The organism is Streptomyces sp. NPDC002386 (assembly GCF_053593175.1).
Genome location: NZ_JBSFBX010000006.1, coordinates 109,047 through 121,853 on the forward strand (window position 1 = coordinate 109,047; position 12,807 = coordinate 121,853).

Genomic DNA, 12,807 nt, shown 5'->3' on the forward strand with positions numbered 1-12,807 from the left:
TCCCCGTGTCGCTGCCACCCCTGGTCGAGCCAGCCTCTGAGCTCACCGTAGACGAGGTCCGCCGGTACTCCCGCCACCTGATCATCCCCGACGTGGGGATGGACGGGCAGAAGCGGCTGAAGAACGCCAAGGTGCTCTGTGTGGGCGCCGGCGGCCTGGGCTCGCCGGCGCTGATGTACCTGGCCGCCGCGGGCGTCGGCACGCTCGGCATCGTGGAGTTCGACGAGGTCGACGAGTCGAACCTGCAGCGTCAGATCATCCACAGCCAGTCCGACATCGGCCGCTCCAAGGCCGAGTCCGCGCGGGACAGCGTCAAGGGCATCAACCCGTACGTGAACGTGGTCCTTCACGAGGAGCGGCTCGAGGCCGACAACGTGATGGACATCTTCAGCCAGTACGACCTGATCGTCGACGGCACGGACAACTTCGCGACCCGCTACCTGGTCAACGACGCGTGCGTGCTGCTGAACAAGCCCTACGTGTGGGGTTCGATCTACCGCTTCGACGGCCAGGCCTCCGTCTTCTGGTCCGAGCACGGTCCCTGCTACCGCTGCCTCTACCCGGAGCCCCCGCCCCCCGGCATGGTCCCCTCCTGCGCCGAGGGCGGCGTGCTGGGCGTGCTGTGCGCGTCCATCGGCTCCATCCAGGTCAACGAGGCCATCAAGCTGCTCGCCGGCATCGGTGAGCCGCTGGTCGGCCGCCTGATGATCTACGACGCCCTGGAGATGCAGTACCGCCAGGTCAAGGTCCGCAAGGACCCGGACTGCGCGGTCTGCGGCGAGAACCCGACCGTCACCGAGCTCATCGACTACGAGGCCTTCTGCGGCGTCGTCTCCGAGGAGGCCCAGGCGGCGGCCGCCGACTCGACGATCACTCCCAAGCAGCTCAAGGAGTGGATCGACGACGGCGAGAGCATCGAGATCATCGACGTCCGCGAGCCGAACGAGTACGAGATCGTCTCCATCCCCGGCGCCCGGCTGATCCCCAAGAACGAGTTCCTCATGGGCACCGCCCTGGAGAGCCTCCCGCAGGACAAGAAGATCGTCCTGCACTGCAAGACGGGTGTCCGCAGTGCGGAAGTCCTCGCGGTCCTGAAGTCCGCGGGCTTCTCCGACGCGGTGCACGTCGGCGGCGGCGTGATCGGCTGGGTCAACCAGATCGAGCCGGACAAGCCGGTCTACTGATCAACGCTCTCACCGTCCGGTGGGACAGACGAAGCCCACGGCTCTGACCAGCTCAGAGCCGTGGGCTTCGGGTTTCTCGGGCCGTGCGGGGCGGGCGTGGCGTTCTCCCGGGCGAGTGCCACGCCCACCTGTTCAGCGGGAACGCGGGTCAGCGTTCACCGGTTCGCGGCCAGGGTCAGCGACGGTGGCCGCGGTCGCCGCGGTGGTCACGGTCGCGGTCACCGTCACGGTCACGGTCACGGTCGCGGCCCCAGGAGGCGTCGTCGACGAAGCGGCCGTAGTCGTTGCGCAGGGTCGCCGTGTCCGAGCGGTCCCAGACGGACCGGTTGCGGTCCTGGAACACGTCGCTGCGGGTGTCGTGGCCGTAGCCGGTGTGCACGCGGACGGTGGAGCGACCGGCCAGCCGGTAGTGGTGGAAGGTGTAGGTGTGGCCGTCCCTGTCGGCCAGGGTCCAGCCGTCGAGGTTCACCGGGCGGCGCGAGTTGTTGGTGACGTCGACCCACTCCCGGTTCAGGGCGCGGTTCGAGCGGTCGTCGCGTCCCGGGGCGTCGTACCGCACGCTGCTGATGTAGACGCTGTCGCGGTGGTGGTGGCGGCCGTGGTGGTGGTCGGCGGCCGAGGCCGGCAGGGCCACGGCTCCCACAGCGGCGGCCGCCACGGCGGCGACAGCGGTCATGCGGCGCACGGATGCGGAAACGGTCACGAGGATCCCCCTACAGGAGTCCATGGCACCCCCCTCGTGGAACTGCGGACGCAGGAACTCCGCAGGCCGGTGGTGGTGCGTTGTACGAGTGGCGGCCGGCTGACCGCGCACTCACACTGTGCAAGCCGTGCGCCCGGTTTGTGGGGGAGATGTGCGCGGCATTACGGGTTCAACATATTCCTGTGACTCTCTACTGCAACGTCCATGTATGACTCCAACACACCGAATTGAACGTTCGTCAGGAAAACGGCCGCTTCATTACTGGCCCGCCCGGCTCGTGAGGCCGGCCCACCGGCCCGCCGTGCCGGGCCGGTGTCACCCGAAAGTGAGTAACAGGAATCCCCCCGACCGATCGGACTAGTCCGTTGCGGCACGGCTGTGTCCCACGCCGGAGCGCCCCTGCCCGGCTCCGGTCGACTGTGGTCAGGAGCAGACCTTGCCGTCCTCCGGCACCGTTCCGTCGAGCAGGTAGGCGTTCACCGTGGAGTCGACGCAGTCGCTGCCGTTGCCGTACGCCCCGTGTCCCTCGCCCTTCCAGGTGAGCGCGACACCGACGCCCTTGCCCAGTTCGTCGGCCATCCTGCGCGCGCCCTCGTAAGGGGTGGCCGGGTCCCCCGTGTTGCCGACGAGCAGGATCGGAGCCGCGCCCGGTGCGCTCACCCGCGGGGTGTCGTACTGCCCGGCCACCGGCCAGTCGTGGCACCAGCCGGCCGTGTCCCAGCCGAGGTAGTCCCCGAAGACCGGTGATATCCGCTCGAACTCGGGCAGCAGGCTCCTCGTCCTGGCCGGCGTGGGCCGCTGCTTGTCGTCCAGGCACGAGATGGCCCGCTGCGCGTGGCCCCTGGTGCCGTAACGCCCCGAGGGGTCCCGCTCGTTGTACTGGTCCGCGAGTGCGAGGAGCTTCGAGCCGTCGCCCTGCTCGGCGGACTTCAGCGCACTGGTCAGCCGGGGCCAGCCGGCCTCGCTGTACAGGGGCAGGATGATGCCGGTGAGGGCGAGCGTCTGGGTCAGCTTCCGTCCGGACGCCGTCGGCAGGGGCTTGGCGTCGATGCCCTTCAGCAGCGCGGCTATGTGCCGCGTACCCCGCTGCGGGTCCTGGCCGGTGGACCTCAGGTAGTCCTCCAGAGCCCGCTGGAAGCCCCGTGCCTGGTTCTTCGCGTGGCCCACCGTGTCCGCGGCCGGGTCCACCACCGCGTCGAGGATCATCCGGCCGACGTGCTCGGGGAACAGGTGGGCGTAGACGCCGCCGAGTTCGGTGCCGTAGGAGATGCCGAAGTAGTGCATCGTCCGGTCACCCAGCACGTGCCGCAGCAGATCCATGTCGCGGGCGGTGTCGGTGGTCGAGACGTGCTCCAGCAGCCGGCCCGCGGCCCGTTCGCATCCCTTCCCGAAGTCGGCGGCGTCCCGGAAGTACGCCTTCTCCTCGGCCGGATCGTCCGGGGTGGCGTCCACGGCCTCGGCGGCTTCGATGTCCCGGTCGCCGCGGCAGCGCACGCCCTCGCTGGCGCCGACCCCGCGCGGATCGAAGCTCACCAGGTCGTAGCGCTCGCGCAGCGTGGGGATGGTGGCGCCGTAGTACGGCATCGTCGTCACGCCCGAGCCGCCGGGGCCGCCGAAGTTGAACAGCAGCGAGCCGATCCGGTCGTTCCCGGTCGCCCGGGCCCGGATGAGCGCGACGCCGATCGTCGGACCCTCGGGCTTCGACCAGTCCAGCGGCACCTTGAGCGTGGCGCACCGCCATGCGTCGCCCGGCGCCGCGGAGTCCTCGCCGGCCCCGCACCGGTGCCAGCCGAGCCGTTGGGAGGTGAGTGAGGACGGCAGGTTCGCCAGGGACGCCGCCGGTGCGGAGGCCGTGTCCTTCGGGCCGGCCGGGCCCGTTGCCTTGCCCTCGTCATGGCCCCCGCCCGAGCCGCCGCCACCGCACCCGGCCACCAGCAGCGCCGCGGCCACCCCGGCCGTCCACCGCAGAACCCGTAGCATGCGCACCCCCCTCGCAGGCCCCCCGCGTCGTGCCGCGGAAGGCGTCCACGTCATGGTAGGCGGCGGGGACGGGGCCCGTGACGGGCTGTGGATAACCGTCTGACCTGCATATTTACTGCAGTGGTCGGGTTTTTCAGGAACAGACCGTGCCGGCCTTCGGCACCTTCCCGTCCAGCAGGTATCCGTTCACCGCGCTCTGCACGCACTTGTTCTTGCTGTCGTACGACCCGTGCCCCTGGCCCTTGTACGTCAGCTCGACGCCGACGCCCTCGCCGAGCGCGTCCACCATCTTCTTCGCGCCCTCGTAGGGGGTGGCCGGGTCGCCGGTGTTGCCGACGACGAGGATCGGCGCCGATCCCGGTGCGCTGACGTCGGGATGGTCGGCGGCGCCCGGTACCGCCCAGTCGGTGCAGCTGAGCATGCCCCAGGCCAGGTAGTCGCCGAACAGCGGGGAGACGGCGCGGAACTGCGGCAGCCTCCGCCGGACCTCGTCCGCGGTGTAGCGCGGCTTCTCGTCGGCGCAGTTGATGGCGATGTTCGCCGCGGCGATGTTGCTGTACTCGCCGTTCTCGCTGCGCCCGTTCATCGAGTCGGAGAGCAGCATCAGGATCTTGCCGTCACCCTCGTACGCCTGCTGCAGCCCCTCGGTGAGGTACTCCCAGAAGTCCTTCGAGTACAGGGCCTGGGCGATGCCGTTGGTCGCCGCGGTCTGGGTGAGCTGCCGCGGGAAGGCACCGGGGATCGGCTTCTTCTCCAGGTCCCTGAGCAGTTTGGCGATGCGGTCCTTGACGTCCTGCGCGGTGTCGCCGATCGGGCAGTCCTCGGTCTTCGACGTGCAGTCCGCGGCGAAGTTGTCGAGCGCCAGCTGAAACCCCTGGGCCTGGCCGAGCGCGCTCTGCGCGGGGTCCTTGGTGGGGTCGACGACCGCGTCCAGGACCGCCCGGCCGACGTGCTCGGGGAACAGGTGGGCGTAGACGCCGCCGAGTTCGGTGCCGTAGGAGATGCCGAAGTAGTGCAGCTTGTCGTCGCCGAGCACCTGGCGCATCAGGTCCATGTCGCGGGCCGCGTCGGTGGTGCGGACGTGCGGCAGAATATTCTCGGAGTGCTTCTCGCAGTTGGCGTTGAACTGCTTGGTGCGGTCGATGAGCTGGGTCTGCTCGGCGCTGTCGTCGGGTGTGGCGTCCTGCTGGAAGTACTCGTCGAGCTGGGCGTCGCTCTCGCACTCCACCGGCACGCTCCGGCCCACCCCCCGCGGGTCGAAGCTCACCAGGTCGTAGCGGGTGTTCAGGGTGGCGTAGTCCTGGCCGAACGCGGGGAGCGTGGTGACGCCGCTGCCGCCGGGGCCGCCGAAGTTGAAGATCAGCGAGCCGATCCGCTTGCCCGGGTCGCCGCTCGCCCTCGCACGGATCAGCGCGATGTCGAGGGCGTCTCCCTTGGGCTTGCTCCAGTCCACGGGCGCCTTCATGGTGGCGCACTGCCACTGGGTGCCGTCCGGCAGCGGCGACGGGGAGGAGCCGCCGCCCTCCGCCGCGGACGGGGCCGGGCAGTCCTTCCAGTCCAGCTTCTGCGCCGTCAGGTCCCCGTTCCCGTTCCCGGCACCGTCGCCGCACCCGGCCAGGAGGGCGGCCAGCAGCACGGCGCTGGTGGTCAGGGCAGCGGCACGCAGCCTGGAGGGGTTCGCCATGCCTCCATCGTGCGCGCGTGCGGGCCGGGGCGCGCGGGGCACGGGCCGTACGAGCGACGCCCCGGCCCCGGTCCGCGGGAGCGCCTACAAGGCGCCCTTGCGGGTGAGCTGGTTGAAGGCGAGCCAGCCGGGCAGCACCGGCAGCCACAGCGTGAGCAGCCGGAACAGCAGGACGGCCGGTGCCGCGACCTCCTTGGGAAGGCCGACGGCGATCAGGCCGAGCGTGAGGCTCGCCTCGACCGCGCCGACACCGCCCGGGGTGGGCGCCGCGGAGCCGAGCGCGTTGCCGGCGAGGAAGACCACGGCCACGCTGGCGATGCTCAGCGAGGTCGATCCGTCGCCGAAGGCGCGGATGGAGGCGTCCAGGCACATCACGAAGCAGGCGGTCAGCAGCAGCATGCCGCCGATGCCGGTGACGAGCTTCTGCGGCCGCTGGAGCACGTCGAGCATGCGCGGCACGACACCGGCGAACAGCGACCGCACGCGCGTGACGACGAACTTCCGCAGGAACGGCACCGACGTCACCACGAGCACCAGCACCGCCACCGTCAGCAGGCCGGCGATGACCGTCCGGGACGGCGACAGCGACGGCGTCTTCTCGGTGCCCGTCAGGTAGCCGAAGGACAGCAGCATCAGGATGTGGCAGCCGAGCCCGAAGAGCTGCGAGGCACCGACGCTGGCGACGGCGAGCCCCGGGCGCACTCCGGCGCGCTGCAGGAAGCGCGTGTTGAGGGCCACGCCGCCGACGGCCGCGGGCGCCACGATCTTCACGAACGAACCCGCCACCTGGGCGCCCACGGTCCTCGGGAACGGCACCCGCTCCGGTACGAATCCCAGCAGCGCCATCGCGGCGGCCACGTAGCTGAGCGCGGAGAAGAGCACCGCCGCCAGCACCCAGCCCCACTGCGCGTTGGCGACCAGCGGACCGAACTCGATGTGGGTGAGCTGCGTCAGCAGGAAGTACGCGCCGATGGCGCCGGCGATGAAGCTGATCAGCGTGCGCGGACGCACCCGCTCCAGGCGGGCCGGCTCCACCGGGGCCTGGGGCCTGATCCGCAGCACCTCGTGCCGGATCTGGGTGAGCAGGTCCTCCTCGCGGGCCTCGTCCAGGGCCTCGTCGATGGCCCGCTTCTCGGCCCGCTGCTCGGCGCGGACCGTCTTCTTGTCGGGCTTGCCGGGGGCGGGGCCGGCCGTCGCCGAGGCTTCCTCCGCCCGGGCAAGCTTGGCCTGCCGGGAGGCCTCCAGCACCGCCTCGCGTTCCCGCTCGGCCCGCTCCCGGCCGAGGCGGCGCAGCGTCGCGCGCGTGGCGCGCGTCAGGGCGATGGGCTGCAGCATCGGCAGGCAGTCCGCGACCGCGTCCGGGCCGAGCACACCGACCGCCGAGGCCACCGCCCGCTCGGCGCCCGCCCGCAGGCCGAGCGTGGTGATGAGCTGGGCGACGTCCATGCGCAGCAGCAGGTCACCGGCCGCGATCTCGCCGCCGCGCAGCTCGGTGAGGATCACGTTGCCGGAACGATCCACCAGAATCGCGTCGCCGGCCAGCCTGCGGTGCGCGATCCGCCGGGACTGCAGTGCCTGGGCCTGCCGCCAGGTGTTGCGCAGCAGCTCGTCGGTGATCTCCTCGTCCGCCAGGGAGTCCAGCGTGCGCCCGCCGGTGTGCTCGTAGACGAGCATGACCGCGTCCGGGCCGAGCTCGGAGGTGGCGATCAGCTTGGGCGCGTTGGCGCCGGCCGCGATCGCCGCGTACGCCAGCAGCGCCTCCTGCTCCAGTGCCTGGCGCAGCGACTGCAGGCTGGAGCGGGTGGCGAAGCCGCGCAGGGTCAGATTGCGCCAGGCCCGGTAGAAGAAGCCCTGGGCCTGCTGCTCCCGGTCGACGACCGTGACGTCCAGCGGCCGGCCGTCCTCCAGGGTGACGAAGTAGCGCCGGCCGCGGTCGCCGTTCTCCGACTCCGCGGTCTCCTCGCGGGCCGCGGCGACCGGGTGGAAGCCGACGTGCCGGAGGCCCGCCATCAGCGTCCGCCCCGTGGGACGGACGTTCGGCGAGCCGACCGCGTACAGCGTGCCGTAGGCGACGGTCCAGCCGATCAGCACGGTCAGGATGATCGAGAAGGGTGTCGTGTAGCCGGTGACGAGCATCGAGAACGCGTCGAGCAGCAGCACGATCCACAGCACGGAGCGCCATCTGGGTCTGCGGGACATCCCGACGGCCGTCATGTAGGCGATGACGGGCGCGAGATAGCCGTGCACCGGGTCGGTGAGGGCGTGGATGTCGCCCGGCGAGGGCTGGGTGAGCGCCTCCTGGATGGAGCCGGGTGCGGCCCGGGCCACCCACAGGTCGGTGGCGAGGGTCACTCCGTGCGCGAGGACCGCCGCGAGCACGCCGTCGGCGATCCGCAGCCCGTCCCGTTTGATCAGCCGTTCGATCGCGAAGGCGACCGGCACCAGCAGGATCGCGATGCTGGAGGCGAGTCCCGCGATCTTGATCAGCAGGTCGGGGGCCTGCCCGGTGCCCTTGTTGATGTCCTGTTCGAGGCCCGAGGTGGTGCCGTGCGCGAACGCGGCGACCGCGAGCAGCACGACGACGGCCAGCACGCCCACGAGCAGCCGCATGAGGTCGGACGGACGGTGCACGCGCGCGGGAAGCAGCGGTTCGTCGCCCTCCACCTCCTCCGGGTGAGCCTCGTCACCGGAGCCCGCGCCCGGGCGCGGGGTGCCGGGGGGAGTCGCCTCGGCACCCCCCGCGTCGTCGTCGCGCGCGCGTGCGGCGTCGTGCTCACGCGCGTTCGTGGCGTCCTCGCGCGTGCCCTCGCCGGTCACGGCGCCGCCGTCCCGGCCCGCCGCGCCACTGCCCTCCGGGCCCGAGGCGGCGGCGTCGGGACGCGCGGACGCGTCAGGGGTGCCCGCCGCGCCTTCGGGGTGCACACCCTGCTGCTTCATCGTCTCTTCTTGGTCTCGTATCACCGGTCACCGCCCGCACGATGGTGGCATGCCCCACCGGCACTCGCGGGCATCAGGGTGCAGATGCGGGGTCGGACAGTCTGCCGGAACCGCCGCCCGAGGGCGAGGGCCCGCCCCCTGCCTTCCGCGCCGCGATGTCGGTGGGGTACGGCAGGATGGGGCGAATGAGCGAGCGGAGCCCTGCCGAGGACACCCGGGTCGGATGCGAGGACGCGCTGCCGGAGTACGCGGAGCGGGTCCTCGAGGTCGCCGAGCTGATCCCGCCCGGTCGGGTCATGACGTACGGCGATGTCGCCGAGTGGCTCGAGGAGGGCGGACCGCGCCAGGTCGGCCGGGTGATGTCCCTCTACGGGGGCAGCGTCCCGTGGTGGCGCGTGGTCCGTGCCGACGGCGTGCTGCTGCCCGGCCACGAGCTCGGCGCGCTCGCCCGATACCGGGCGGAGGGCACCCCGCTCAAGGCGGCGGGCAGGAGCGCCGAGGGCCATCTGCCGCGGCTCGACATGAGACGGGCGCGATGGGACGGCGGCACGGGCACGGACGGTCACACCTGACAGCTTCCGCCATCGGATGCCCCCGAGGGGAATCGGTGGCCCGTACGAGGGACACGGGGGACGTCCGTTGCATGACGTACGTTCGATGGTCGAGGGATACGCGTGACACCGGGGCCCCGAGGGGTCCGGGAGCCACGAGGGAAGAAGCGGAAGACCTGCTTCCGTCCGATGTGGCGGCGTAGCGTCGGCCGCACGTGTGCCCCTCACCCCGCGGCCACCGCCTCGCACGCGTGACCGCCCGCCCACCAGCACAACCACCAGGACCGGCGAACCACGTGAGCTCCTCCTCCACCACCAGCCGTCTGCCGCACCCCCCGGTGCGGCAGGGGAACCGTGGCGCCTACCGGCTGGTGCGTACCCCGCCCGCCGAGCCCGACCCCCCTCGACTGGACGCCGCCCAGCGCGCCGTGGTTGACCATCGCACCGGACCGCTGCTCGTCCTCGCCGGTCCGGGCACCGGCAAGACCACCACCCTCGTGGAGTCCGTGGCCGCGCGCGTCGCCCGCGGCGCCGACCCCGAACGCATCCTGGTGCTGACGTTCAGCCGCAGGGCCGCCGTCGACCTGCGCGACCGCATGGCCCTGCGCATCGGCGCGGCCCGCGCGCCCCGGGCGACCACCTTCCACTCGTACTGCTACGCCCTGCTCCGGGCCCACCAGGACAGCGGTCTGTTCGCGGAGCCGCTGCGCCTGCTCTCCGGACCCGAGCAGGACGTCACCGTCCGCGGGCTGCTCGCCGGGCAGCCCGACCTGGAGCGGCTCGGCCTGAACCACGTGCGCTGGCCGGACGAGCTGCGCGCCTGCCTGACCACCCGCGGCTTCGCCGACGAGGTCCGCGCCGTCCTCGCCCGCAGCCGTGAGCTGGGTCTCGGCCCCGGCGCCCTGGACGCCTTCGCCCGCCGCATCGGCCGCCCCGACTGGCGTGCCGCCGCCGCGTTCCTCGCCGAGTACCTCGACGTCCTCGACCTCCAGGGCGTCATCGACTACGCCGAACTCGTCCACCGCGCGGTGCTCCTCGCCCACCGCCCCGAGGTCGCGGCCGGGCTCGCCGCCCGGTACGACGCCGTCTACGTCGACGAGTACCAGGACACCGACCCGGCCCAGGTGCGGCTCCTGCACGCCCTGGCCGGCGGCGGCCGCACCCTGGTGGCCCTCGGCGACCCCGACCAGTCGATCTACACGTTCCGGGGCGCCGACGTGAACGGCATCCTGGACTTCCCGGCGGCCTTCCCGCGCCCGGACGGCCGGCCCGCACCCGTCGAGGTGCTGCGCGCCGCCCGCCGCTCCGGCGCCGCCCTGCTGGCCGCCACCCGCCTGATCACCCGGCGCATGCCGCTGACCCGGCTGCCCGCCGAGAAGGTGCGCGCCCACCGGGAGCCCGAGGCCGTACGCGACGGCGGCCGGGTCGAGGTGTACACCTACCCGACACCCGGCACGGAGACGGAGAACATCGCCGACATCCTGCGCCGCGCGCACCTGGAGGACGGCGTCCCCTGGAGCGACATGGCCGTCCTGGTGCGTGCAGGCGCCCGGAGCATCCCGACGCTCCGCCGCGCCCTCACCGCGGCGGGCGTCCCCCTGGACATCGACGGCGACGACCTGCCACTGCGCCACGAGCCCGCGGTGGCACCCCTGCTCACCGCCCTGCGGACGGTGGCCACGGCCGAGTCACGGCGAGCACCCGCGCGGGCGGAGACCGAGGCCGCGGCGGAGACCGAGGCCGCGGCGGAGGAAGCGGCCGGGGCGGGGGAAGCGGCCGGAGGGGAGCGCGACCTCTCCTGGCTCGACGCCGAGACCGCGCTCACCCTGCTCGCCTCCCCGCTCGCCGGCATGGACACCGCCGACCTGCGCCGCCTCGGGCGCGCCCTGCGCGAGGAGGAACGGGCCGCCGGGAACCCGCTGCCGGCGCCCTCCGACGAACTCCTCGCGCGGGCCCTCGCCGAACCCGAGCGCCTTGTCACCCACGACCCGGCCTACGCGCGCGGGGCACAGCGTCTGGGCGCGCTGCTCCGCACCGCTCGCGAGCGCCTGGCCGCCGGCGGCACCGCCGAGGAGGCGCTGTGGGACCTGTGGCAGGGCACGCCCTGGCCCGGCCGGCTGGAACGCGCCGCCCGGCGCGGCGGCGCGGCCGGCCGCAACGCCGACCGCGACCTGGACGCGGTGTGCGCGCTGTTCGCCACCGCCGCCCGCGCGGAGGAGCGCGTCGGCGGCCGCGGCGCCCTCAACTTCCTGGAGGAGATCGAGGCCCAGGACATCGCCGCCGACACCCTCACCCGGCGGGCCGTGCGCCCCGACGCCGTCCGGCTGATGACCGCGCACCGCGCCAAGGGCCTGGAGTGGCGGCTCGTCGTGGTGGCGGGCGTCCAGGAGGGGCTCTGGCCCGACCTGCGGCGCCGCGGCTCCCTGCTGGAGGCCGACCGCATCGGCCGCGACGGACTCGCCGAACCGCTCACCCCGGGCGCCCTCCTCGCCGAGGAACGCCGCCTGTTCTACGTGGCCGCCACGCGCGCGCGTGAACGTCTCGTCGTCACCGCCGTGAAGGCGCCGGCCGACGACGGCGACCAGCCCTCCCGCTTCCTGACCGAGCTGGGCGTCGAACCGCGGGACGTCACCGGCCGCCCCCGCCGGCCGCTGTCCGTGGCCGCGCTCGTCGCCGAGCTGCGCGCCACCACCGTCGACCCGGGCGCCTCCGCCGCGCTGCGGGAAGCGGCCGCACACCGCCTGGCCAGGCTCGCAGCCCTCGCCGACGAGGACGGCCGGCCCCTGGTGCCGTCCGCCCACCCCGACCGCTGGTGGGGCATGTTCGAGCCGACCGAGAGCAAGGTGCCGCTGCGCGACCGCGACCAGCCCGTCGTGCTCTCCGGCAGCGCTCTCGACCAGCTCGCCAACACCTGCGCGCTGCAGTGGTTCCTGGGCCGCGAGGTGAAGGCCGACGCGCCCGCCACCGCCGCCCAGGGCTTCGGCAACGTCGTCCACGTCCTCGCCGACGAGGTCGCCTCCGGCCGCACCCCCGCCGACCTCGACGTCCTGATGGAACGCCTGGACTCGGTGTGGAACGCGCTCGCCTTCGACGCGCCCTGGAAGTCGGCCCAGGAGAAGGACAACGCGCGCGCGGCCCTCGAACGGTTCCTGAACTGGCACGTCCTGGACCGCACCGGCCGTACTCCCGTGGCGAGCGAGCAGGACTTCGACGTCACCCTCGCCGCGGGCGACTACCAGGTCCGCATCCGCGGCCAGATGGACCGGGTCGAGGCGGACGGCGAGGGCCGCGCCTACGTCGTGGACTTCAAGACCGGCAAGCAGGCCCCCAGCGGCGCCGAGGTGGCCCGCCACCCGCAGCTCGCCGTCTATCAGCTCGCTGTCCGCGAGGGCGCCGCCGACGACGCGTTCGACGGCGAGCGCCCCGAGGCCGGCGGCGCCGAGCTGGTGCACCTGCGGCAGGGCGCGGCCGGACGCGACGGCGGGGAGACCCTGCCCAAGGTGCAGACCCAGGAGCCGCCCGCGGGGGAGTGGGTCGGCGAGCTGCTGGCCACCGCCGCCGGAAAGGTCCTCGACGAACGCTTCACCCCCACCACCGGCCAGCACTGCGCCCACTGCGCGTTCCGTGCCTCGTGCAGCGCCCGGCCGGAGGGGCGGCACGTGGTCGAGTGACCTCCCACGAGGCACCGTGACGCACAGCACCACGCGCGCTGACCTGCGGTTCTTCCGGCTCGGGCGGCCGATGCGTCCCCAGTTGTCAGTGCCCGCC

General features: G+C 72.9%; 7 protein-coding genes. 3 read left to right on the top strand and 4 right to left on the bottom strand.

Annotated features, from left to right (window positions below):
- The first annotated feature begins 5 nt into the window (after nt 1-5).
- Entirely contained in the window at nt 6-1,184 is a 1,179-nt protein-coding gene (moeZ, locus tag ACWCPN_RS14470) for an adenylyltransferase/sulfurtransferase MoeZ (protein ID WP_451205503.1), read from the top strand.
- Nucleotides 1,185-1,359: 175 nt separating this feature from the next.
- On the opposite strand, the gene ACWCPN_RS14475 is transcribed toward moeZ, so the two are convergent.
- The 4 genes from ACWCPN_RS14475 to ACWCPN_RS14490 all read right to left on the bottom strand — a co-directional run bounded on the left by ACWCPN_RS14475 (nt 1,360) and on the right by ACWCPN_RS14490 (nt 8,488).
- A complete protein-coding gene (locus tag ACWCPN_RS14475; RefSeq protein ID WP_451205506.1) occupies nt 1,360-1,860 on the bottom strand; it encodes a lamin tail domain-containing protein in 501 nt (166 codons plus the stop codon).
- Nucleotides 1,861-2,310: 450 nt separating this feature from the next.
- Nucleotides 2,311-3,867, bottom strand: coding sequence for an alpha/beta hydrolase (locus ACWCPN_RS14480; protein ID WP_451205509.1), 1,557 nt, complete (start codon nt 3,865-3,867; stop codon nt 2,311-2,313).
- 133 nt (nt 3,868-4,000) lie between these two features.
- The gene (locus tag ACWCPN_RS14485) at nt 4,001-5,551 is read right to left on the bottom strand and encodes an alpha/beta hydrolase (protein WP_451205512.1); all 1,551 of its coding nucleotides are present in this window, start codon (nt 5,549-5,551) and stop codon (nt 4,001-4,003) included.
- Nucleotides 5,552-5,635: 84 nt separating this feature from the next.
- Complete coding sequence (locus ACWCPN_RS14490; protein WP_451205515.1) at nt 5,636-8,488, bottom strand: lysylphosphatidylglycerol synthase transmembrane domain-containing protein; 2,853 nt, start codon at nt 8,486-8,488, stop codon at nt 5,636-5,638.
- 185 nt (nt 8,489-8,673) lie between these two features.
- On the opposite strand from ACWCPN_RS14490, the gene ACWCPN_RS14495 reads away from it, so the two are divergent.
- Nucleotides 8,674-9,060: an MGMT family protein gene (locus ACWCPN_RS14495; RefSeq protein ID WP_365119962.1), complete on the top strand. Its 387-nt coding sequence runs from the start codon at nt 8,674-8,676 to the stop codon at nt 9,058-9,060.
- Between the two features lie 275 nt (nt 9,061-9,335).
- The gene (locus ACWCPN_RS14500; protein WP_451205519.1) at nt 9,336-12,710 is read left to right on the top strand and encodes an ATP-dependent helicase; all 3,375 of its coding nucleotides are present in this window, start codon (nt 9,336-9,338) and stop codon (nt 12,708-12,710) included.
- Nucleotides 12,711-12,807 lie beyond the last annotated feature (97 nt).